Origin of the sequence: Paratractidigestivibacter sp. (assembly GCF_963660155.1) — a bacterium.
Taxonomy (GTDB): Bacteria; Actinomycetota; Coriobacteriia; order Coriobacteriales; family Atopobiaceae; genus Paratractidigestivibacter.
Window position 1 is genome coordinate 71,485 of record NZ_CAVKWG010000048.1, and the last position, 24,607, is coordinate 96,091.

At 63.9% G+C, this 24,607-nt stretch carries 10 protein-coding genes and 1 tRNA gene; 2 read left to right on the forward strand and 9 right to left on the reverse strand.

All coding sequences use genetic code 11. The features are described 5' to 3' along the window. Positions 1–135 precede the first annotated feature (135 nt). Positions 136–15,255 (reverse strand): SpaA isopeptide-forming pilin-related protein, encoded by a 15,120-nt coding sequence (locus U5709_RS09440; protein WP_321973274.1) that lies wholly within the window; start codon positions 15,253–15,255, stop codon positions 136–138. Between the two features lie 537 nt (positions 15,256–15,792). Between U5709_RS09440 and brnA the strand changes: the two genes are divergently transcribed. Beyond that, positions 15,793–16,062: a type II toxin-antitoxin system BrnA family antitoxin gene (brnA, locus tag U5709_RS09445; RefSeq protein WP_321971740.1), complete on the forward strand. Its 270-nt coding sequence runs from the start codon at positions 15,793–15,795 to the stop codon at positions 16,060–16,062. Positions 16,063–16,383: 321 nt separating this feature from the next. Here the strand turns inward: brnA and ilvC are convergent, their stop codons facing one another. From ilvC to U5709_RS09485, 8 genes are all read right to left on the reverse strand, one after another. Beyond that, positions 16,384–17,379: a ketol-acid reductoisomerase gene (gene ilvC, locus U5709_RS09450; protein WP_321973275.1), complete on the reverse strand. Its 996-nt coding sequence runs from the start codon at positions 17,377–17,379 to the stop codon at positions 16,384–16,386. Between the two features lie 180 nt (positions 17,380–17,559). Further along, positions 17,560–18,060 carry an acetolactate synthase small subunit gene (ilvN, locus tag U5709_RS09455; RefSeq protein WP_321971742.1) on the reverse strand — a complete coding sequence of 167 codons (501 nt, stop codon included), beginning with the start codon at positions 18,058–18,060 and terminating at the stop codon, positions 17,560–17,562. Next, positions 18,060–19,958: a biosynthetic-type acetolactate synthase large subunit gene (gene ilvB, locus U5709_RS09460; protein WP_321973276.1), complete on the reverse strand. Its 1,899-nt coding sequence runs from the start codon at positions 19,956–19,958 to the stop codon at positions 18,060–18,062. The genes ilvN and ilvB overlap by 1 nt, the downstream gene beginning before the upstream one ends. Further along, positions 19,955–21,619 carry a dihydroxy-acid dehydratase gene (gene ilvD, locus U5709_RS09465; protein ID WP_321971744.1) on the reverse strand — a complete coding sequence of 555 codons (1,665 nt, stop codon included), beginning with the start codon at positions 21,617–21,619 and terminating at the stop codon, positions 19,955–19,957. The genes ilvB and ilvD overlap by 4 nt, the downstream gene beginning before the upstream one ends. Before the next feature lie 806 nt (positions 21,620–22,425). Further along, positions 22,426–22,791, reverse strand: a complete 366-nt coding sequence (gene rplT, locus U5709_RS09470) for a 50S ribosomal protein L20 (RefSeq protein WP_321971745.1) — start codon at positions 22,789–22,791, stop codon at positions 22,426–22,428. 50 nt (positions 22,792–22,841) lie between these two features. Beyond that, positions 22,842–23,036, reverse strand: a complete 195-nt coding sequence (gene rpmI, locus U5709_RS09475) for a 50S ribosomal protein L35 (protein WP_321971746.1) — start codon at positions 23,034–23,036, stop codon at positions 22,842–22,844. 1 nt (position 23,037) lies between these two features. After that, positions 23,038–23,646 (reverse strand): translation initiation factor IF-3, encoded by a 609-nt coding sequence (infC, locus tag U5709_RS09480; RefSeq protein ID WP_321971747.1) that lies wholly within the window; start codon positions 23,644–23,646, stop codon positions 23,038–23,040. Positions 23,647–23,906: 260 nt separating this feature from the next. After that, positions 23,907–24,416: a ferritin gene (locus tag U5709_RS09485; RefSeq protein ID WP_321971748.1), complete on the reverse strand. Its 510-nt coding sequence runs from the start codon at positions 24,414–24,416 to the stop codon at positions 23,907–23,909. 96 nt (positions 24,417–24,512) lie between these two features. Here U5709_RS09485 and U5709_RS09490 point away from each other — a divergent pair. Further along, positions 24,513–24,594 (forward strand) — tRNA-Leu (locus U5709_RS09490). The last annotated feature ends 13 nt before the right edge of the window (positions 24,595–24,607 follow it).

Genomic DNA, 24,607 nt, shown 5'->3' on the forward strand with positions numbered 1-24,607 from the left:
CAAACAACGCTCACCCGCCAATGGTGACAAGCTCGCAGTGGACAAAGAGACCGTCCCTTTGTCCACACGAAGGCACCCGCACGCGGGCTGCGTACGGGCGCCTGAACTGCGATTTATTGCCCCACAGATGGCTCGTTACTCATCTTGGCGACGGCGCAGCCCGCTGACCACGAGGCCCGCGCCGGCAACGACAACGATACCCATGCCGGCAAAGGCGACATCGCCCGTGCTCGGGGTCGCGTACGACGTGCGGGTAGCCGTCGGATACGAGGTACGGGACACGCCCATGCCGGTGCCCGCGCCCAAGCCGTTGCCCGCGACCGAGCCGGTGCCCTCAACCGAGCCGCCAGGCCTGCCCGAGCTTTCCGTCGAGCCCGCGACCGCAACGGCGAGGTCCTTCGCCACGATGCAGCGGCCATCCGCCGTCACCTCGAAGCTGCCGTTGCTAAAGCCGCTCTTGTCGGCCACGAGGGTTCCGTCGTCGCCCACTGTGAAGGTCATCTTGCCGAAGATGAGCTGGTAGCCCTCGGGGGCCTTGGTCTCGCACACGCGGTACGTGCGGTCGTAGACGAGCTTGGCGGAGAGCTCAGCGTGGCCGTTCTCGTCCGTGACGACGGTCTGCGAGAAGGCCTCGCCGTCGTCCACGGACTCAATGAGAAGCTCGGCGCCCGCAAGGCCGCGGCCATTCTCGTCAGTCTTGAGGAAGCTGACCTGGATGGGATCGTCCACGACGCTGACGGAGAGCACGGGTGTGCCGGAGGTAGAGTCGGTGGCCATGGTGACGGGGCCGTCGGTAGCGCCCTCGAAGTTCCAGGCCTCGACGGAGCGCCCGTCGGCGGACACGCTGAAACTCAGCGTGCCCTCGAGCAGCTCGTAGCCCGACGGGGCCAGCATCTCGGTGAGCTCGTATGAGCCGCCGGCCACAAGCGCCCCGTCAAGCTGCAGGGTGCCGTCGTCGCCGGTCGTGACAAAGAACCAATCGTCGTCCTTGTGCTCGCCGGCAAAGGTGCTGCCAGCGGCGGCGGAGATCTTGAAGGAGGCGCCCGCCATGGCGGCACCGGAGGCACCGTCGGAGCCGGCCTTGACGAGGCGGAGCGAAATCAAGTCGTCCTTGGCAGAGACAACGGCCACGCCGGACTCGTCGGAGGAGACGGCAAAGCCATCCGCCGCCTCGACGACCTCGAGCGTGCCGTCGCCCTTGACCTTGACCTTCAGCGTGCCGGCCAGGGCCATGTAGCCGTCGGCTGGCTTGGTCTCGGCGATGGCGTACTCGTTTCCGACCACAAGCTCGCGCGCGAGGGTCTCGGTGCTGTTGTCGCCACCGATGACAAGCGTCTTGGTGCTGGCCTCCTCGGAGCCCGCGAAGACGCCTGTGACGGAAAACTCGGTGCCCGCCATCAAGGCCTGGTCGTCCTCGGAGGCGGACTTGGAAATCTTGAGCTCGACCGGCTCGTCGGTGGCGATAAAGCCGAGCCTGTTCTCGGCGGAGCTCATGTTGCCGGACTTGACCTCAATGGTGCCGTCCTCCTTGACCTCAAACGTCGTGGGAGTGGTGTCCGGCTCGTAGCCCGCGGGGGCCAGGGTCTCGGTGATGGTGTAGGTCCTGCCGGCGACAAGTCCCTCGATCTGGGTGGCCTTGTCGCTGGCGGAGGTGAGCGTCTTGGTGTCGGTCTTGGTGCCGCCCTTGCCGTCGGCAAAGTCGCCCTCAACCTTGAACTCGGCGCCGGCGAGAAGAGCGGCGCCGTCGTCTGCGCCCACCTTGGAAATCTCGACAACGATGGCCTCGTCCACGGCGTTGACCTGGGCGTTATTGCCATCAATGGACCAGCCGTCAGGGGCCTCGCCCACAAGGGCGATGGTGCCGTCATCGGCAACCTCAACGCTAACCTCGCCCTCGAGCTTCTTGAAGCCGGCCGGGGCCTGGGTCTCGGAAATCTTGTAGGTGCGACCGTAGACGAGCTGCGCGGACTCGAGGGACCCCGTGCCGTCCTCGCCGATGGTAACGGTCTTCGTGGACTCGGAAGCGGCGTTGGCGAAGGTGCCCGTAACGCTGAACTGGGCGTCCCTCATTGCGGTGGCGTCGGACAGAGCCAGAGAGGTGCCCTTGGCCGCGGACTTGGAGACCGTGAGCTCGATGGGGTCGTCAGTCACGGCGATGGAGACCAAGTCCTCATCGATGGACCAGCCAGCAGCGGCAGAGTTCGAGTAGATGGTGCCGTCGTCGACCACGGCGAACTCAAAGGTGGACTGGACGAGCTTGTAGCCCTCAGGCGCGGTCTTCTCGGAGAGCTTGTAGGTGCCGTCGGCGACAAGGCCGGAGATGGTGGCGCCCTCGTCAGAAACACTAATCTCGCGCGCGTCGGTGGAGCCGTCGGAGAACGTCGACTCACCCGTGGGAACGATCTCGAACTTGGCACCGGAGAGCTTCTCGCCCGCGGCGCTCTCCTTGTTGAGGGCGATCTCGATCGCGGTGTCCTTGGCCGAGACGGTCGTCAGGTCGTCGCCCGTGACGCTCATGTTGCCGGCCATGACGCTGATCTTGCCGTCAGTGCCCACGGTGAACGTGGTGGGCGTGGTGTCCAACTCGTAGCCCGCAGGGGCCTTGGTCTCGGTCAGGGAGTAGACGGTCTTGCCGTCGGCGACGAGAAGGGCCTTCTCAAGCGTGGCGACGCCAAGCTCGCCCTCGGTCGTGAGGACCTGCTTGGTGCTGCCGTCGGCAAAGGCGCCGGTGAGCTCGAAGGTCGCGCCCTCGAGCTTGACGGCCGGGTTGGAGGCGTCGACCTTCTGGATGCTCATAATGGTCGGGTCGTCCAGGACGCCGCCGGCAAAGACGGAGACGGCGCCATCGGAAACCGTGAAGGCCGCCGGGGCGTCGCCCTGGACCTCGAGGCTGCCATCGGTGGCAACCGTGAAGGTCAGCGAGCCGGAGACGAGCTTGTAGCCCGCGGGAGCCGTGGTCTCGGCCAGGGTGTAGGTGCCACCCACGACGAGCTGGCCCACAAGCGAGGCCTTACCGTCCTTGTCGGTGGCGGCGAGGTCCTTGGCGGCCGCGCTGCCGTCGGCGAACGTGGAGCCTTCGGCAGGCGTCACGGTAAAGGCGGCGCCGGAAAGCACGACCTTGGTCTCGGGGTAGCCCTCGGCGGAGTACTTGGTGATGTTGAGCTCGACCTGCCTGTCGGAAACGGTCAGCTTACTCCCGGAGAGCGTGGCCTGCGGGTCCTCAGAATCGCTGTCGGTGAGCGTCAGCGTGCCGTCATTGGCCACCTTAAGGGTGACCTCGTGGGTGAGGGCCGCGTATCCGGCCGGGACCTTGGTCTCCGTCACCTTATAGGTGTGGCCACCGATAAGTCCGGAGGTCCAGACGCCAGCGCCAGAGCCAAGGTCGACAACGATGTCGGCGCGGCTCTTGTCGGTCTGGTCGGAGAGGGTGAGCTCGGCGCCAGCGACGGCGTTGCCGTCAATGTCGGCCTTGACGAGCTCGACCTCGATGGGCTTGTCGGTCATGGTGAGCGTCACGCCGTCAGAGGAGATGTCGTAGGCGTCGGCAAGCTTGACGATGGTCATCTTGCCATCGGTGCCCAGCTTGAATTTGAACTCGGAGGAGTCGAGCGCAAAGCCCTCAGGCGCCACGACCTCCTTCAGGGCGTACTCCCCCGCCGTGAACTGCAGCTCATTGAACTCGGCAACCGTCACGCGCTCGGCCTTGAGCTCCCTGGTGGTGCCGTCGGCTTTGGCCACGGTGCCCGTGAGCTCGAAGACGGCGCCGTCAAGCGTGGCAGCCGCATCCGTGGCATTGCCCGCAGCGCCAGCCTTGACGAGGGTGAGCCTGATGGCCTCGTTGGGCTTCACAACGACGTCGCCGCCGGAGATGGTGAAGCCGCCCACAGCCTCGCCGACCTGCTCAATGGTGCCATCGGCGTTGGCCTTCACGGTAATGGAGTTATCAGCGAGCTCGTAGCCCGCGGGGGCCTTGGTCTCGGCGATTGTGTATTCCTTGCCGGCAACGAGACCGGGAACGGTGACGGTACCGTCGGTGCCGGTGGTGAACGTCTGCTCGAAGCCGGAGACGCTGAACTCGGCGCCCCGGACGAGCTTACCGCCCACACCCGTCTTCTTCAGCGTGATGTTGAAGGACTCGTCGGTGGCGACGATGGTGGTGGTGCTCGTACCAGAGACCTCGATGGCGCCGTTGGACGTGACCTTCTCGCCAGCCACGGTGCCGTCGTCGTTCACCGTGAAGGAGAACGTGCGCGCGATGACCTCATAGCCATCGGGAGCCGTGGTCTCGGTGAGGGCATAGGTCTGGCCGGCAGCGAAGCGCAGCTCGGAGAAGGTGTCAACGGTGACGTTCTCAACGACGGTCGACTGGGTAGACAGGTTGCCCTCGGGATCCGCGAAGCAACCGGAGACGCTGAACTTGGCGCCCGTGAGGTCGTTGCCGGTGGCGTCCTTCTTCTGGAGGCTGAGGCCAATGCGGAGGTCGGTGACGTTGATCTGCGAGCCACTGGCCGCAATGGCGCCGTTGGAGTTGACGGCCGTGCCGCTCACGGTGCCTTCGGTGTTGACGACGAACTTGAAACTCTTGGTGATGAGCTCGTAGCCGTAAGGCGCCGTGGTCTCGGTCAGCGTGTATGCGGTGGCCCCATCTGCCTTGAAACAGAGGTCGTCGATCTCGTCGGCGCTGAGGCCCTCGCGCGAGTCCGACCAAGTCGAGCCGTTGTCGGCGCTCGTCTTGCCCGTGAGGGTATAGACGGCATTCTTGAGCACGATGTCCCCATCGGACTTGACCACCGTGATCTGCGCGAGCTGGTCCGTCAGCGTGATGGTGGAGCCATCGGCCGTGGCGGAACCATGGACGCCGTCGGCGACGTTGAGGTCCGTGACGCTGCCGTCATCGCCGACCTTGAAGGTCACCGAAGCACCGAGAAGCTCGTAGCCGTCGGGGGCCGCGGTCTCGGTCAGCGTATAGGTCTCCCCCACGATGAGCTGGTCGGTGATCGTGACGGTTCCGTTGGCGTCAGTCGTGAGGGTCTTCTTGCTCTGGCCGTCCTGGAACGTGCCCGTAAGCTCGAACACGCCACCGGCAAGAGGCGTGGCGGACTCGCCCGCAGCGACCTTCTTCAGGGTCACGGAGACGGGCTCGTCCACGGCGGTGATCGTCACGGACTCGCCGTTGGAGACGCCCCAGGCATCGCTGCCGATGGTCTTCTCAAGCTTGCCGTCGGAGCCGACCTTGAAGGTCATGGAGCCGGAGATCTTCTTGAAGCCAGCCGGAGCGGTGGTCTCGGTGATGGTGTAACTGTTGTTGGCGATAAGCACCGCGGAGAGCTCGGTGCTCTCGCCGACCTTGAGGGTCTTGGAGGTGTTCTTGCCGTTGCTGTCGGCAAAGACGCCCTCGACCGTGAACACGGCGTCGTTCATGCGCCCAGCGTCGTAGCCGCTGGCGGACTTGGACAGCGAGACGACGATCTTCGGGTCGGTCAGGCTGACGGAGACGGCGCCGTCCTTGACCTGCATGTCAGCGGGCTGCTCGCCCACGGCCTCAATGGTGCCGTCGTCCTTGACCTCAAAGGTGAGCTTGTTCTGGCTGATCTGGTAGCCGTCCGCGCTCTTCTCGGTCAGCTCGTAGGTGACGCCCTGCTTGAGCTCGGCGCTCACGGTCACGTTGCCGTCCGCGCCGGTGGTGTAGTCCTTGGTGGTCGTCTTGCCGTCGGCGAACGTGCCGCCGTCGGTGGCCGTGATGGTGTAGGTGGCCTTCACGGCGGAGGAGTCGGCGGAGTCGCGCTTCTCGAGGACGATGGAGATCGGCTCGTCGGCCTTGCTCACGGTGGTGCCGCTGAGCGAGAAGGTGTCGTTCGAGCCGGTAAGCTCAACGGAGCCATCGTTCTTGACCGTGACAGTGACCTCGGAGGTCTCCAGCTCGTAGCCGGCGGGTGCCACGGTCTCCTTGAGCGTGTAGCTGTTGCCCACGACGAGCTCGCCGGAGATGGTGACGCTGCCGCTGGTGGTGGTGTACTCCTTGGTGCCAGCGGTGCCGTCGGCAAAGGCGGAGCCGTCCTTCGGGGTAAGCGAGAAGGTCGCCGTGCCGCTGGTCAGCAAGCTGCCGCCACTCGTCTTCTGGAGCGTCAGGCCGGTCTTGCTGTTCGTCACGGTACCCGCGCTCAGGGGCGTGGTCGCCGAGCCGTCGACGTTGTTGCGGTCGATGGTGACCTCGCTCGTGGTAGCGGTGCCGTAGTAGCCGGCCGTCGGCGTCACCTCGACGAAGCGATAGGTGCCCCAAGCGAGGTCGGATACGGTGATCTTGCCGTCCTCCCCAGTAGTAAGGCTCAGCTTGCCCGCAACGTCAGACCAGTTGTCGTCTGCGCCCTTTACCTGCAGCTTGAACGTGGCGCCGGCGATCGGCGTGGTCGTGCCCGCCTCGGTCTTGAGCATGGAGACGGTGCCAGTCTTGCGGGTGTTGGAGAGGGTGCCGCCCGTGGTGAACGTAAGGGCCTTCCCCTGGTCGTCGTTCGTAACTTTGAGAGTCAAAGGCGTGCTGGTGACGTTGTAGCCCTTGTTGGACACCTCGGTGAGGGTGTAGGTGCCCTTCTTAAGGCCATTGATCACGAGCTTGCCCGTGGTGGTGGACTTTGTGGCATCGCCCTCGACCGAGGTGCCCCTGGCGGTCAGGCTGTAGGTGTAGCCGGACTTCAGCGACTCGGAAATAGTGACGTCCTTCGCTCCGGCCTCGCCCGTGTTGTACACGAGCTTGAACACCGCATCGTCGACGCCGGCGTCGCTGTTGTTAGAGTCGACCTTGGTCAGCGAGGCAGAGGCATTGAACTCTTCGTTAGACATGCGAAGGTTCTGATCCTTCGGCTGCGACGTTCCGTTCTCGGAGATCGTGAACGAGATACTCGCAGTGGAGTCAACGGTATAGGGAGTCGTGCCGGTTTCCTGGAAGTAGTAGGAGCCAAGTGGCAGGCCATCGGCAAGGGTCTTGTAATAAGCGCCGAGGCCAGCGCTTTCAATGAAGGGAACTTTCAAATTCCCGCTGCCCCAACCTCCGTTATCCAAAGTCTTGATATCCGTGGCGATCTTCACATCGGCAGCGCCGTTCTCGCCCTTCTTGTACAGGTCGAATGACATTGGCATGCCGCAGGCAGTTTTGCCGTGATAGAAGACCTTTCGTAGTGTCACCTTACCGCGAACCACCTGGTCGGTCACCGTGACCAGGGTGGACTTGGCGTTGTTGTCGTCGTTGTCGGAGGCGACGGCGATATCTGCCACCCCGCCCGCGGCGCGGCTGACGCTGACGGAGCCGTCAGCGGCGATGGTCAGCGTGAAGTCCGCGACGGCCACGTGGTTTTCCGGGGTCTTGGTCTCGGTCACGGTGTAGGTGCCAGCAGCAAGGCCGACGATGTAGGCCGGGCTGGACTCAGTCTGCTTGTAAGCCTTGCAGCCCACGCAGCCGGTCACGCTCGCGCCGGTCGCGGAGTTGCTCCAGACGGCCACGATGTTGCCGCTTGCGTCCTTGACGGTCAGCTCGACGCCGGAAAGCGTGGCGCCGGAAACGCCTGTGCCCTTGCCCTCGGCCTCGTCCACCTTGTTGAAGGTGAACTTGGTGGCCGTGTTGGTGATCGTGGAGTTGACGAGCGTGTTCTCTGCGCTGCCCACGCTGGCGGCCGCGGTGACCTCATTTGCCCAGTAGCCGGAGGGCACGTTGGTCTCGTTCACGCGGTACTGGTAGAGCGTGCCGTTGGAGTCGTACTTGGGCAGGCCGGTGATGGTGTAGATCCAGCCATCCGTGACGTTCTTGTTCCACGTGAGATCAGTCACAAGCTTGGAGACGTCGGTCCACGTCTTGCCGTCCATGGACTGCTCGATCTTGAGGGTGACCGCGTCAGGCTGGTCGGTGCCGTAGCGCTTCCAGTTCTTGGCGCCCGAGAGAACCACGGTCTGCATCTTGTTGGTGAAGCCGTAGGCACCGCCGGTGGCGTTGGGCGCGCTGAGGGCCCACAGGGCGAGGGTGTCACTCGTGGCCACAGCATCAACGCCCTCGGTGGTGTTCGCGTAGCCAGAGCCAACCGGCAGCGCCTCCACCACGCGATAGGTGTATGCGGCACCGTTAAAGTCGCACTTGGGAAGCGCCTCGGTCGTAAGCGACCAGGGCCCGGCCGTGGCACCACCCGTGGCCGTCAGCTGCACCAGGTTGGTGTTGAGCGCCTCGTCGGAGAAGGGCGAGTCGATGGCGATGTTGTTCTTGGTGACCCACTCCCACGTGCCCGTCCCGCTCTTGCGCTGCAGCAGGAAGGTGACGCTCTGGGGACGCGTGCCCCAGGCGTTCTTCTGGTCGTCCCACGTCTTGGTGACGTTCAGCTTGACGGTGGTGTCCGTGAGGGTGTTGGTGATGGCCGTGGTGGAGCCGGTCGGCGTGCCGGAGCCGTCGTAGGTGACGGTCTGGGAGGGCGTGTATGCGCCCGTCACGTCAGAGTAGGCGTTGTTGGCGCCCACCGTGGGCGTGACGACCTGCGTCTCTCTGCCGGGGTTGTTGCCGCTTGCGTCCTTGGAATCATAGGCGATCTTGGACTCGACGGCACGGTACTGCAGCGTGAGGGTGTCGTCACCGCTCTTGATGTAGAGGGGCAGCTCGGACCAGGTGAAGGCCTTGGTGCCGGTGCCCGTCCACGGGGACCAGTACTGCGTGAACGAGACGGACTTGCCGCCTGCCGTGTAGGAGTCCTTCCCAAAGAGGTCAGCTGCGTTCTTCCAGGTGACACCCTTGTCGGAGCTCACCTGCAGCGTCACGTAGACGCGCGGGCGCTGCAGGTAGGCGTCGCCGTTGTCGCCGGCAAAGGCCTTGGTGACCTTGGCGTAGCACTTCAGCGTGTTCTTGAGCGCGCGGTTGAAGCTGGCGCCGTCCTTGCTGGCGTCGGCGGTCACAGAGCCGGAGTCGAGGTTGTACTGGCTCGCCGCAAGCACGGTGGGGTCAGTGACGGGGATTTCGTCGGTGCTCTCCTCAAGCGCGTAGATCCAGCCGCTTCCGTCAGGAGCCCACTTCTCGATGTTGGAGATGGAGAAGGCAGTGTACTCGCCCTCGCCAGAGGTCCAAGCAAAGTAGTTCTCGCCCTTGGGGTCCTTGGTCTGGAGGGTGACGACCTCAACCTCCTTGGTGGACTTGTCGGCGTCCTTGGCGCTGTAGCGCACCACCTGCAGCAGCGGATAGATGTCAAAGCGCGAGCCAAAGAGGTTGTCGGAGTCGCCCCAGGCCTTGCGACCGGTGATGGCTGCGATGTCCGCGCCGTAGTCGTTCTTGAAGGTTGCCTTGGCAGTCTCCGGCAGCGTCTCGTCGGAGGATGCCGCAAGGCCCTCAACCGCACCGGCGACCACGGTCACGTCGGCGGCGTCCTTCTCCCCTGCCGAGGCGTAGGTCGTGTAGCCGTTAATCGGCGTCTCGACGACCTTGTACTCATACTGGTTGCCGGCCGGGTCGTAGATGGCAAGGTCCTCGAACGTGACGGTGCCGGAGCCGTTGGTTTCCATGCCCGTGGTGTCAAGGTTCTTGGTGGCAACCTTGGTCCAAGCATCGCCGGCCTTGCGATACAGCGTGAACTCGACCTCGGGGAAGGCGTCGCCCCTGGTGCGGCCGGCAAAGATCTTCTTGACGGAGATCTGGCCGCTCTGGTTGGACTTGAACGCGTTGTCGATGCGGAACGAGCGACCGTTGCCGCTGGAGGTGATCGTCGGCGTATAGACCTTGTAGTCGCTGCTGGCCTGCGCCTGCTGGGCGATCAGGTCAGAAACGCTGATGCCGCCGACGGGGTTGATGCCATCCTTCTGGACCAGGCCGTCGATGACCTCGCGCGAGTTGTAGGAGTAGCGCTTGCCGTTACTGTCGTAGAGCGGCAGCTTGGTTGCGGACGCAGCGTCATCACCCGCATAGCTGCCGTCGGCGTTGTTCTTGCCGCAGAAACCAAAGGTGAAGGTGGTCGAGAGGGTCGAGGAGCCCGTGCACTGCATGCCGGAAAGCGTGGTGTAGGCCACGACCTTCTGGCCGTCGGCCTGCCCGGACGTGAAGTCACACGTGACGTCATAGCCCGCGCCGGTGAGGCCATCGCCCGCAGCCACGCTCATCTGGAGGCCCTGCCACTGGGTGTCGGGGTTGTCCACGTAGCCACGCTGCAGGAAGACGGAGATCTGGGGCAGGCTGCCCGTGAAGTCGCCGGGGATGTTGGTCCAGGTCTTGGTTCCCTGCACCATGATGGCGTTGGACAGGCGATAGATGAAGGTGCCCTCCTCGCGCAGGATGACGTCTCCCCCGTCAACGAGGTCGGAGGCAGCCGCCCTCTTCACCTCAGGGCCAACGCTGTTCCACTCGGTGCTGGCGTTGTCGGCGTCGCCGGAGTAGTCGTCATCATCGGTCTTGGTGGGGTTGGTGGCGTACTGCTGTTTCTCGTAGTCGAGATTGACGTAGGTGTCCTCGCTCACGGAGGTGGTCATCTTGGCGTAGTAGACGTACTCGGCGCCGTTCTCGTCATACTTGGGCAGGTTGTTGATGGTTGCGTACTGGGCGTACCTGGCATCCTCGCCCTGCTCGCCGAGGCCCTGCCACTTGTAGCTCTCGTAGCCGGTGACGGGGGTCGGGTTGATGGTTGTGATGGTCTTGCCGTCTGCGTCGGTGGTCACCACGCCGCGATACAGCGTGATGTAGACGTCAGGGCGCTGGGTCAGGTCCTCCTTGACGTACTGGTCGTACCAGCGGGTGTGGTAGGTGACGTCCTTGGAACCGGAGCGGGCGTTTCTGAACTCGGCGACCTTCTGGTCGGCGTGCTGGTAGACGCTGTCATAGATGCTCTCGTTCTTGACGGTCTGGGCAACGTAGGCACCGGTGTCGCCGTGGCAGCCCTCGCTCAGCTCGTAGGTGAAGGCGCTGCCGTCCATGTTGTACTTGGGCAGTCCGTAGAAGTTGAAGGTGGTCTTGACGCCAGAGTCGGCGGTCTTGTCCATGGCAATTGTAAGTGACGCATTGTCACTTGCCACGGTGGCGTCGTCAGTGGTCAGGTGCTGGGTGTGCGCGGCATCCTTGTAGAGGTAGTACTTCATGCTCTGGTCAAAGCTGGGAAGCTTGACGTAGATGCCCTGGTCGTCGGAGAAGAAGACGGCCTGGTCGCCCTCGGCGGAGACCTTGTAGTAGGCATCGGGGCGGGCGTTCTTGTCTGCGCCCTGGTCGACCCAGGTCTTGGACAGCTCGACGTCCACCAGGCCCACGCGACGGTTGGTGGTCTGGATGACGGAGACCTTGTGGTCGCCCACGGTGCGCTGCGCGGTCTCATAGGAGATCTCGTAGGCGTAGCTGGAGCCTGTGGTGGTGTCCTTGCTCACCAGGCGCTTCTCGCCGGCCCACGGGGAGAGCTTCACGACGTCGGGGGCGCTGTTGTAGTCAACGACATCGTAGTAGTCGTTGCCGACCTCCTCGACAGTGTAGGTGAAGCCCGAGGTCGGAACCACGGTGCTGTTGGCGGCAACGTAGTAGCCACCGCTTGCGGCCACGCCCGTCTCGGCGTACCAGCCGTTGGCGTCGTTGAGGGTCACCGTGGTGATCTCGTCACCCTTGGAGAAGAGCTTCTCCCCCGCCTTGTTGGTGACGTCGGACATGGAAATGACCTTGATGGAAACCGGGTTGCGGCCGGTGGTGTTGCCGTCGTCGACCCAGTTCTTGGAAAGGCGGATCGTGGTGCCCTCGCCGGGATAGGGAGAGTTGCTGTAGGTGGTGAGGTTCACCGTGTTGGTGCTTTCCCCGTTCTGGCGAACGAGCTGGCTTGCGTCACCTGCCGACGAGAAGCTCGAGCTGGCGCTGAAGCCGGCAGGCACCTGCTCGAAGCACTGGTAGAGGTACTTGGAGCCGGAAGCGTCGTACTTGGGCATGCCGTCGAAGTCCAGCTGCCAGGGCGCGGACTCACGGTAGTAGAAGGTGGTCTTGTCGGAGGCGGTCACGCTCTTCCACTCGGTGTCAACCGTGCCGTCCATGACAAGGCCCGAGGCGTACTCGGTGTTGTTCTGGTACATCGAGAAGGTCAGCGAGGCCGGGAAGACCTTGTCCACCTGAACGGTCTCGCCCTCGTCGTTAACGTCCTCGACGGTGAAGTGGAGCTGGCCGTCAGCTCCGAGCGTTGCACCGTACGGGTTGGCGGGAGTCGCACCCTCCGGGGTGCCCTGGACGTTCCAGTACTTGGTCACGCGCGCGACGGTCTGGCCGGAGTAGCGATTGGTAATGGTGTTGTTATCGGCGTCGTAGCTGCCGACGAAGGTGACGGTGTCGTCATGGCCGTTCTCGTCCGTGAGCTTCAGAACGGAGGTGAGCGAGATCTCGTCATCGTTCTGCGTGCAGGAGATGACTTTGCCCTCGGTGGTGGAGGTGATGCTCGTCTCGGCCCAGCGGTACTCGTACTCGCGGCCGAGCGCGTCGTACCTGGGGACGGAGGCCTCCGCCGCCTGCGAGAAGTTGCCGGCAGTCCAGCCGGTAAGCTCCCTGGTCAGATCCGTGCTCTCCCAGGCAGAGCTCTCGACGCCCTTCAGGCGACGCTTGAGCGTCATGATGACCGTGACGTCCTTAAGCTGGTCCTGGTAGGAGCCGGCCTCCCAGGTCTTGGTGGCCTCGGCGTGGGTGGTGTCGGTGCGGAGGTTGCAGATGGTGCCCGTGTTGTAGACGCAGATGCTGTTAGCGGAGGCCGCGTCGGAAGTGATCTCCTTCTTCCAGCCACTGCCCTCCTCGACACCGAAGTAGACGGCTTGGTCGTAGGTGACGGTACCGTCCTCGGCAACGGTGCCGGCCACGCGCAGGTAGCCGTCGACGGCATTCTCGCGAAGGAAGTAGATATAGGGATGGCCGTCCGGGTCGTACTTGGAGAGCTTGCCCTGGAGGTCTTCCATGTAGGTGGTGAGATTGATCGTTTTGGTCGCCTTGTTGGTCTCAGCGTCCACCGTGAACTCCACGTACTTGCCGCTTGAGTCTGCGACCTGGGCTGCCGTCGTGGGGCTGCCGCCGTTGACGGAGTAGCGCCAGAGCGAGTAGGTGGTGGTGTCGCGGCCGGAATCGTCATCGTTGTCGAGCCAGACCTTGGTGGCCTCGAAGGTGGTGGTGCCCGCGCGGGTCAGGTACACCGTGCCGCCGTTGTATCCGGCCGTGATGTCGCTGCCGTGGTTGGCCACGCCGGCGTTGGAATACGAGACCTGGTAATAGTCGCAGGTGCCGTCGTCGTGCTTATTGACCTCGCCCTCGCTGTGCTCGATCTTGTAGTCGATGGCGGTGTTGTCGGGCAGATACGCTGGGGCCTTGTAGGAGATGGTGCCGCTGCGGTCGGCTGAGATGAACTCCGCTCCAACGCCCTTGAGGTACTCATAGAGGTTTTTGTTCGCGTCGGAGTAGGTACCGAGGGCATCGCGCCCCTTCTCGACCGTAATGGTCACCTTGGAGCCGAACATGCTGTACCAGGTGTCCAGGTCGTTGAAGGTTGCCGTGCTTTCAGTGCCGTCGCGCAGGGTCAAGTTGAATTTGACCGGCTCGAGCAGCTGGAACACGTCGGTTGTGCCGTTAAGATAGGAATCGTAGTCGCCGTTGTAGTCGCCCTTCGCCAGCTCCTGGTAATCATCGCTGACGGAGTCGACATCGTGCTCCATGGTCCAGGTGACGGTGTAGTACTCGGTCTTGGGCTGGTCGTCATCGCCATCCGGGGCGGGGGCAACTTCCGCGGTGTAGGTGTGCTTGATCTTGTTGGGGAGCTTGGAAGCGCTCGCTACATACTGCCCGTTGCTCGAGGTCGAGTCGATGGTCGTAGCCATGGCTGCGGCCTGCTCGGGGGTCAGGCCGAGAATCTTCTGGTCGAGCTCGGAGCCGGTGAATTCCGCCTTGGAGGTCGTCTCATCGCCCTTGGTCACGGTGTAGTAGAGCTTGTAGCCGGCCTTGAGGCTCTCGGCAGAAGGCCTCACGCCGCCGGCGTTGTTGTTGTCGGCGAAGATCGTGGTGAACGACGCGGTGCCGGTGAGGTCGACGGCCTCGTAGGTATCCGTGGACGAGTCGTCGGATGCGACGGCCGCGGCATTGGCGACGTCCTTCTCCTCGCCGTTCGCCTCGTCCGCCGCGGCCGGTTCCTGCCCCAGCTCCTCGGCGGTCATGACGAGCCCGAGCTTATCGGCCACGTCGGCCTTGGCCGGGACGTCAAGCCCCGCCTTGCGGTCGGCGGCTTGCTGAAGGACCCATTCGATGGTCGAGGCCTCGTGGGCCACCTTGGCGGAGTCGAGCTTGGCGTCGAGCGCGATGTTGACGCTCAGCATCGCGGGAAGCTCGCCCTCGGTCAGCTTGAAGGAGAGCTTGTTCTCCCCCACCACGGCCTCGGCGACCTTTTGGTCGGTGGCGTTGCCCTCGGCATCGGCCTGGTACACGTCGAGGACCTTGGCACCGTCGACGTCGCGCAGGGCGTCCGAGTCGAGATCGGCCGTCACGCCCTCGGGAAGCGCGACCTCAAAGGTGTCGCCGGCGAGCAGCGTATTGTGGTCGGCGTTGCCGTCGCGGCCGTTGGCGGCGGCGGGGTCGAGGGTCGCCTTGACGCTCAAGGCAACGGGCAGCGCCGAGGGGAGAACGACCTCGGCGGCGTCGGTCGCGGGAGCTCCGAACTGGACGACGTCTTCGTCGCGCTCGTTGGCAAGAACGGCCGCTACGTAGTCCTTGACCTGCGCGGCGAACTCAGAAGCGGCCTCATCGTCGAGGGCCAGGCCGTCGGTTGAGAGCACGAGGTTGTCGGTCGCGTCGCCCCATGAGCGGGCGGCGGCCGGGGTCTCGTCGGCGGGCTCGGCCTCAGCCTCGCCGGCCTCCGCAGCGGGCGCGGCGGCCGCAGTAGCAGCGGCGCGCGCCTCGGCGACCTCGGCTGTGTCGGCCGCGGGGGCGTCGTCCGCAGCGGGATTGGCCGCCTCGGCGGAAGCGTCCTCGGCAGCATCGGCCGAGGCCTCAGCCTCGGCCTGCCCCCCCGCAGCCTCTTCGCCCGCGGCGGCGACCTCGGCCTCAGCGTCGTCGCTCAGCACGACGGCGTCCTCGCCGCCCGCGACCTGCTCGTTTGCGGTCGGCGTGGCCGCGCTCTGGAGTTCCTCGGCGATTGCCGTGGCCGACCCGTTGGCAAAGAGGAGCTGCGCGGAGAGGACAAGTGCCAGCGCACCCGCCGTTGTCCTGCGCAACCCCTCGGCAACAGCCTTGCCATTCGGGCGGTTCTTATCAAAAGACAGCATTAAGTTCTCCTCCTTTAGCTGCGTTTATGCTCAAGGTGCATACAAAACACTTTAGTATAAACCTATAACAACCCTGCCGGATCCCCAACAAGCCCCAAATTCCCTCTTTACCAGCGCTTTGTAAGACAAAGAGACGGCTCCTTCGTCCTGTTTCGCGGCAGAACTCTGTTGCCAGATGCCCGGCCCGCCATTGGTGACAGGCACGGGCCGCACATCCGCCCGAACATCGAATCGTCGGCTTCATGATTCGCCGCCCCGCTCGCCACGCCCACGCGCATGCCGCCCGAGCCAGTCACCACTGGCAGGCCCACGTCGCCCGCAAAGAAAACGGCCCCACTTGGTCCGTTTGCAGAGAAAACGGCCTCACTTGGTCCAAATCAGACCAAGCGAAGGCGTTTTCTTTGCAAAACCGCTCCACACACACCAAGCCGACGCGTTTTCTTGGCAGCGCGGCTCCACACACCGGGCTGGTCCGTAAGACAGTGGGGCAATCCCTCCGTCTAAATTTGAGATGTATATAAAAGGAGGTCGCATACTATGACCGCGAAAAAGCAAATCAGCTTTGAGGAATTCGAGCGGATCTTTGACGAGGGAGAAGAAGACATCATCGACTACCTCGACCTTGACACCACCGTCGTCGAGTCCGGCCGCAAAACTCGTAAGCGCCCCAAGCGCGTGAACGTCGACTTCCCCCAATGGATGATCGAGGAACTCGACCGCGCCGCTGAGCGCCTCGCCATCAACCGCCAGGCCGTCATAAAGACCTGGATCGCCGACCGCATCAAGCAGGAGAAAGCGTCGTCCTAGCCTGGCGCTGGCGCACACGCCTGCGATTTGGGGACAGATGCCTTTTCGCACGCGCGCCGCGGCATCGGGCTCGTCGCCGAGTCTTTGGGCCAATCCGCCGACGCCGGGGTCGCCTGCGATTTGGGGACAGATGCCTTTTCGCACGCGCGCCGCGGCATCGGGCTCGTCGCCGAGTCTTTGGGCCAATCCGCCGAAACCAAGGTTCGTGTGCGAAAAGGTGTCTGTCCCCAAATCGCAGGCGACCACTGGACCACCGACGCAAAAAAGGGCTCCGCCGCAAGCGCGACGGGGCCCTTCACCTTGCCTTTATTGGCAAATAACCTACTTCTTGATCCAAGAGAACATGGAGCGGATCTTCTCGCCGGTGGTCTCGATGGAGTGGGTGTTGATGGCCTCACGCTGCTCGAGGAGCCACTTGTGGTCGTTGTTGCAGTCGTCGACGAACTCCTGCGCGAACTCGCCGTTCTGGATGCGCTTGAGGATGAGCTTCATGGCCTCGCGGGACTGCTCGTTGATGACCTTCGGGCCGGCGTAGTACTCGCCGTACTCGGCGGTGTTGGAGATGGAGTAGTTCATGAAGTGGATGCCGGACTCGTACATGAGGTCGACGATCATCTTCATCTCGTGGTAGCACTCGAAGTAGGCGAGCTCCTCGGGATAGCCGGCCTCGGTCAGGGTCTCGAAGCCAGCCTTGACCAGCTCGACGAGGCCGCCGCACAGAACGGCCTGCTCGCCAAAGAGGTCCTCCTCGGTCTCCTGGGCAAAGGTCGCCTTGATGATGCCGGAGCGGGCACCGCCGACGCCCCAGCAGTAGGAAAGGGCGATGTCCCAAGCGTCGCCGGTGGCGTCCTGGGCAACGCAGGCCAGGTCAGGCACGCCGGAGCCCTCGGTGAACTGACGGCGGACGATGTGGCCGGGGCCCTTGGGGGCGCACATGATGACGTTGACGTCCTCGGGGGCCTTGATGTAGCCGAAGTGGATGTTGAAGCCGTGGGCGAAGGCCAGGGTGTCGCCGGCCTTCAGGTGGTCCTTGATGTGCTCCTCGTAGACCTTGGGCTGGGTCTCGTCGGGGGTCAGGATCATGATGAGGTCCGCCTCCTCGGCGGCGGTGTCCATGTCCACGACCTTGAGGCCGGCCTCGGCGGCCTTCTTGGCGGACTCGGAGCCCTCGCGCAGGCCGACGCGGACGTCGCAGCCGGAATCCATGAGGTTCAGCGCGTGGGCGTGGCCCTGGGAGCCGTAGCCGATGATGGCGATCTTCTTGCCCTGGATGATCTCGGGGTTGACGTCGTTCTCGTAGTAGATGGTGACGGCCATGCTTAAAACTCCTTAGTCTTTGTGGTGCATGCGGGTAGAGCCTATATTTCCCCGCCTGGCCGGGCGGCAGAAATCGAACATGTTGCAAGCGTAGCAAACGGGTTTTTCGCGCATGTTACGCCTGCGAATAAGTGCAAGGTCGACGCAATGTTTTGCGCCGGCCGACGTGTCCTGCGGCGCCTAGGCGTCGTGGCCGCGGCCCATGGCGATCTTGCCGGTGCGCGTGAGCTGACGGATGCCGTAGCCGCGAAGCAGGTTCTCCATGGCATCGAGCTTGGAGACGGTGCCCGTGGCCTCGATGGTCAGCGTGTTCTTGCCCACGTCGACGACCTTGGCGCGGAAGACATTGGCGATCTCGATGATCTCGTGGCGGCGGTCGGGGGTCGACTGCACCTTAAAGAGCACGAGCTCGCGCTCGATGGCGTCCTCCTCCGAGAAATCGCTGATGCGGAAGACGCTCACGAGCTTGTGGAGCTGCTTCTCGATCTGCTCGAAGCCGAGCTCGTCGGCCTCGACGATGATGGTCATGCGCGAGAGGCCCTCGTCCTCGGTCGGCGCGACGGTGAGCGACTGGATGTTGAAGCCGCGGCGAGAGATCATGCCGGTCACGCGCGAGAGCACGCCGGGCTTGTTCTCAACGGTGACGGAGAGAATGTGCTGGCTGGACTGGGTATCGGACATTACTCCTCCCCTCCCTTCTCGTCGATAAGGTCCGCGGCGTGGCCGCCCTTACCCTTCTCGTGCGCGTCGCCGAAGCCCTTCTCGGATACGCGGACGCCGCCGAGCGTGACGTCGAGGGCGCCGATGATGTCGTCGATGGGGGCGCCGGGGGCGACCATCGGGTAGACGGTCTGGTCGCGCGGGATCATGACGTCGAGCAGGTAGGGCTCCTCGGAAGCGAGCATCTCGTCGAGCGCCGAGTCAATCTCCTCGGGCTTGGTGATGCGGCGGGACTTCCAGCCGTACGCATCGGCGAGCTTAACGAAGTCGGGGTTGTCGGCGAGCTCGGTGAAGGAGTAGCGCTTGTTGTAGAAGAGGCTCTGCCACTGGTGGACCATGCCGAGGGCGCGGTTGTCGATGACCATGACCTTGACGGGCACGCCGTTAATGGCGGCGGTGGCCATCTCCTGCGAGTTCATCTGGAACGAGCCGTCGCCGGCGATGCAGACGACCTCGTCGTCGGGGCAGCCGATCTTCGCGCCGATGGCCGCCGGGAAGCCGAAGCCCATGGTGCCCAGGCCGCCGGAGCTGATGAAGGTGCGCGCGTGCTCGCGGTGGATGTTCTGGTGCGCCCACATCTGGTGCTGGCCGACCTCGGTGGTCACGATGGAGGCCTCGGGGTCGAGCTTCTCGGAGAGCTCGTGCAGCACGACCTCGGGCGCGATGGCGTCCGGGTAGTCGGCGAAGTCGCTCGTGTAGAACGGCCAGCGGTCGCGCCAGCTGAACACGTCGGCGACCCACTCGGCGTCGATGGGCTTGGCCTCGGCCTTCTCGAGGCGTTCGACGAGGTTGCCGAGCACGATCTTCGCGTCGCCGACGATGGGCACGTCGGGGTTGATGATCTTGCCGATCTCGGCCGGGTCGATGTCGATGTGGATGACCTTGGCGTGGGGCGCGAACTCGGAGACCTTGCCGGTCACGCGGTCCGAGAAGCGGGCGCCCACGGTGATGAGCAGGTCGCACTCGGTCACGGCCATGTTGGCGTACTTGGAGCCGTGCATGCCCACGGGGCCCAGGTTCAGGGGGTTCGAGCAGCGCATGGCGCCCTTGCCCATGAGCGAGGTGACCACGGGGATCTGCATGAGCTCGGCGAGCGCGGTGAGCTCGGCGCAGGCGTGGCTCGTCACGATGCCGCCGCCGGCGTAGATCAGCGGCTTTTTGGCCTGGCAAATAAGCTCGGCGGCCGCCTTGACCTGGCGCGCGTTGCCGCGATAGGTCGGCTTATAGCTCGGCAGGCTGATCTTGTCGGGATAGTGGAAGACCATCTCGGCGCCGGAAAGGTCACTCGGGATGTCGATAAGGACGGGGCCCGGGCGGCCGGTGCTCGCGATGTAGAACGCCTCGCGGAACGTGCGGGTGAGGTCGTCGGTGGACTGCAGCAGGAAGGAGTGCTTGACCACGGGCATGGTGATGCCCACGATGTCGGACTCCTGGAAGCTGTCGGTGCCGATGACGCCGCGGGTGACCTGGCCCGTGATGACCACCATGGGCACGGAGTCCATGTAGGCCGTGGCGATGCCGGTCACGGTGTTGGTGGCGCCGGGGCCGGAGGTCACGAGGACGACGCCGACCTTGCCCGTGGCGCGGGCGTAGCCGTCGGCCATGTGCGTGGCGCCCTGCTCGTGGCGGGCGAGCACATGGTGGATCTGCTTGGAATCGTAGAGCGCGTCGTAGATCTTGATGGCCTGGCCGCCGGGATAACCGAAGATCGTGTCCACGCCCTCGGCCTCGAGCGAGGCGATGATGGCCTGGGCGCCGGTCATGGTCTTGCCCTCGTGCTCGGTCTTGTTGCCGAGGCCGAACGGGCGGCCCTCAATTGCGAGCTTGCGCATGGCAAGCTTCTCGTCGAGCGTCGTCATGAGAGATAAGCCCCCTTGTCTGCACTGGTGACCAACTTTGCGTAACGGGAAAGGACTCCCGTGGTGTACTTGGGCGCGGGCGGCTGCCACTTCGCGCGGCGGGCCTCGAGCTCCTCATCGGAGACCTCGAGCTCGAGCTTGCCCGCGTCGATGTCGATGGAGATCATGTCGCCCTCCTGCACGAGGGCGATGGGGCCGCCGGCCGCGGCCTCAGGCGAGACATGGCCGATGGCCGGGCCCTTGGTGGCGCCGGAGAAGCGGCCGTCGGTGATAAGAGCACAGGACTTGTCGAGGCCCATGCCGCAGATGGCCGAGGTCGGGGTGAGCATCTCGCGCATGCCGGGGCCGCCGGCCGGGCCCTCGTAGCGGATCACGATGACGTCGCCGGCCTTGATCTGGCCGCCGAAGATGGCCTTGCAGGCGAGCTCCTCGGAGTCGAAGACGCGGGCGGGGCCGCGGTGCTGGCGCATGTCCTCGCCAACGGCGGACTTCTTCACGACGCCGCAGTTGGGGGCGAGGTTTCCGCGCAGGACCTTGAGGCCGCCGTCGGCGGAGTAGGCGTTGTCGACGCTGCGCACGATCTCGCCGTCAACGGCAGGCTGCTCGGCGACCCACTCGGCCACGGTCCCGTGGCAGGTCACGGCCTCGAGGTCGAGGTGGCCGGTGCGGCCGAGCTCGCCCACGATGGCGCCGACGCCGCCCACGGCGTTCAGGTCCTCGATGTGGAGCGGCCCCGCCGGCGCGATGCGCACGATGTTCGGGGTGGCCGCGCAGACGTCGTCCCAGTCCTGCATGGTGACGGGGCAGCCGGCGGCCTGGGCGATGGCGGTGAGGTGCAGCATCGTGTTCGTGGAGCCGCCGAAGGCCATATCGAGCGCCATGCCGTTGCGGATGGACTTCTCGTTGATGATGTCCAGGGCGCACGTACCCTTCTCGAGAAGCTCCATGACCTTCATGCCGGCGTGCTTGGCCAGGCGGATGCGCTCGGAGTAGACGGCCGGGATGGTGCCGTTGCCGGGAAGCGCGATGCCCAGGGCCTCGGAGAGGCAGCAGATGGAGTTCGCGGTGAACATGCCGGAGCAGGAGCCGCAGGTGGGGCACGCGGTGTTCTCGAGCCACTTGCACTCGTCCTCGGTCATGGTGCCGGCGGTGACCTGGCCCACGGCGTCGAAGAGACTGTTGAGGTCGGTCTCCTCTCCCTTACGGCCGCGGCCGGCGAGCATCGGGCCGCCGGAGACGAGCACCGTCGGGATGTTCAGGCGGCAGGCGGCGATGAGCATGCCGGGGACGATCTTGTCGCAGCTGGGGATGAGCACCATGGCGTCGAACTGGTGGCCCTGGACGGCGCACTCCACAGAGTCGGCGATGACCTCGCGGGAGGTGAGCGAGTACTTCATGCCCTCGTGGTTCATGGCGATGCCGTCGCACACGCCGATGGTGTTCACCTGCAGGGGGCAGCCGCCTGCCATGCGCACGCCCGCCTTGACGGCGTCGGCGATCTGCTGGAGGTGGAGATGGCCCGGGATGACCTCGTTTTGCGCGGAGACAACCGCTACCAGGGGCTTATCGAGCTCCTCGTCGGTAAGGCCGTCGGCCTTGAGCAGGCTCCTGTGCGGGGCACGGGCCAGGCCCTTCTTGATGGCATCGCTTCTTAGCTGCATTTCCTCTCGCTTCTTCCCTCTCGCTTCTTGCATTCATGCGTGAGAAACGCGAGGCAGGCGCAGTGCAGCCGCTCGATGCCCAATAACGGAGGACGCCGGCCCGAGGTACTTGCGCGTGCGTTGCCGGTGGTGTCCGTGCTCGGCGCGCGTGTTCGTTCGAGCTGCTCGAGGGTATCTTCGTCGCCGTCCGCCGCGGGTTCTCAGACCCAGCCCGCTTGCTGTGGGACGGATGAGGCGTCTACTTGCCCTGTCGTCGCATTTGCTCAATATTTAGTAGGCTACCACAACATCCGTCGCCGCACCAGCAAATGGCGATAGTGCGGACAAGTGGGACAGTCCCTTTGTCCGCAAAGGGACTGTCCCCTGCCGGCGCCAGGTTCCGTCGCGACGCAAAAAAAGCGAGGGGCCGTCGTATGGCCCCTCGCGCTTTACTTGTCCTTTGGAATCGCCTTCGTTTCTGAAATAGAAGGAACTGAGACGTAGGTTAATCGTTTGGACCCGCTATCTGTTTCAGATTTGGCTTCTATCCGAGGAATCGTCGATGGAAGGTGGCGAGTATGCTCGCCTTGTTTATTGAGCCTCGGAAACGGAAGCGGGTCCGCTCGATATTGAATCTTCGTTGTTCACTGGACTCGCCTCCTTCGTCGGTCGCTTTGTGGGTAGCGACGATTTGTTTGTTGTCATGATTCTTTCCAGCTCAAAGGGGGTTATTCACGTGCTTCTCCCCCACCCGGCAAGCGGCACAAAAAATGCCCCCGAACGGTCACGAAAACCATTCGGGGGCAAGAAAGACGTCTGTCGAACGCTTACTGGGCGTCGGCGATGGCCTTCTTGGCCTGCTCGGCGATGTCGGCGAAGGTGTCGGCGTCGGAGTAGGCAATCTCGGCGAGGACCTTGCGGTCGAGCTCGATGCCGGCCAGCTTGAGGCCGTGCATGAAGGTGGAGTAGCTCATGCCGTTGATGCGGGCCGCGGCGTTGATGCGCTGGATCCACAGGGCGCGGAACTCACGCTTCTTGGCGCGACGGTCGCGGTACTGGTACTGACCGGAGTGACGGTCCTGCTCCATCATGCCGCGGAGGGTGCGGGAGGAGGTGCCGTAATAACCCTTGGTGCGCTCCTGGAGAGTGCGGCGCTTCTTCTTGGAATTCACTGCGCGCTTAACACGTGCCATTGATAATCAACTCCTTGGAAAGTAAGTCTCGGGACCTGGTTTGTCGCCGATTAGTGGTTCATGCGGGCGGCGATGTTCTTGACCTGCTCGCCGGTGAGCTCGGTCTCCTGACGGAAGCCGCGGATGCGCTTCGGGGACTTCTTGGTGAGGATGTGGCTCTTGAAAGCCTTGGCGCGCATGATCTTGCCGGTACCGGTCTTGCGGAAGCGCTTGGCGGTACCCTTGTGCGTCTTCATCTTGGGCATGCTAGTTCTCCTTCTCGTTCTTGTCATCGTCAGAGGGCTTCTCGTCGAAAGCGCCCTTGATGGGGACGATGAGCATGTGCATGTTGCGGCCTTCCATCTGAGGCTTCGACTCGACCGTCGCAACGTCCTTGAGGTCCTCTGCGAGGCGGTCGAGCACAATCCGACCCTGCTCCGGGTGGGCCATCTCGCGCCCGCGGAACATGATGGTGATCTTGACACGGGCGCCCTTCTTGAGGAAACGCACCACGTGGGCCTTCTTGGTCTCGTAATCGCCGACGTCGATCTTGGGACGGAACTTCATCTCCTTGATCTCGACCTTGGCCTGGTTCTTACGGGCCGCCTTGGCCTTACGGTCCTGCTCGTACTTGTACTTCTTGTAGTCGAGCACCTTGCAGACCGGGGGCTCGGCGTTGGGAGCGATCTCCACCAGGTCGAGACCCTGGTCGTTGGCGATGCGCAGGGCGTCGCGAACACCAAAGAGGCCGAGCTGGGAGCCGTCGACGCCGATGAGGCGACACGTGCGCGAAGTGATCTCCCCGTTGATGCGAGGACCGTCGTTTCTGGCTATCTTACACACCTTCCCTTCGTGGAAGCCCTGGTGGGCCGCCATAGAAAAATCTCCCGGAGCCAAGCAGCATCCAGGAGACATGAATCCACCCTGAGGCGGTAACTGTTTTGTCTTACCAGACAGCTGCAACGAGGCGCCGTGTAGGTGGGGCCAAAGCTCGGCCCGCTTTTACAAAGGAGAATGTTAGGGCAAGATGAGCCCGGCGGCAAGGGCCAATTCCCAAAGCCGCCGGGCCAGCACATAAATGCTCCAAAAGACGCCGGCACGCCGCGGCCCGTTGTGCGGCGAGCCAGGCCCTTATCCTACATCGGCATCGTCGGGGCGACGAAGACGCGCGTCTGGTACTCGCGGTCGAGGTCGTAGAGGCCCTTGGGGTCGCTGCCGAAGAGCTTCATGTTCTTGATCATGTCCGAGGCGTTCGTCTCTTCCTCGCCCTGCTCCTTGACGAACCAGTCGAGCATCTGCATGGCGCGGAAATCGTGGACGTCGTTGGCCGCCGCGTAGCAGCGGTTGATGCACTCGGTGATGTGCTTCTCGTGGATCATGCCCGCCTCGAGCGGCTCGAGGTCGTTCTCAAAGACCTTGTCGGGCTCGGCGATGGCGAGCATCTTGACCTGTGCATCGTTGTCCAAAAGGTAGCGGCGCAAGATCTTTGCGTGGCTGACCTCCTCCTGCACCTGGACCATGTACCAGTTGGCGAAGCCCTTGAGGCCGCGGTCCTCGTAGTAGTCGGCGAAGGTGAGGTAGAGATAAGCGGAGTAGAGCTCCTCGTTGATCTGGGTGTTGAGGAGCTCGGCGAGCTTTGTGTCCATGGCATGTCCTTTCTGCGTGACGGCAGTCTTAGGAGTTCTATACCCAGATGCGGCGGATGGAAGCGCGGCTTCTGCTATACTCTTCTGCGCACTCATGCCCGAGTGGCGGAATGGCAGACGCGGCGGTCTCAAAAACCGCTGGGAGACCGTGTGGGTTCGAGTCCCACCTCGGGCACCAGAAAATAACGGCG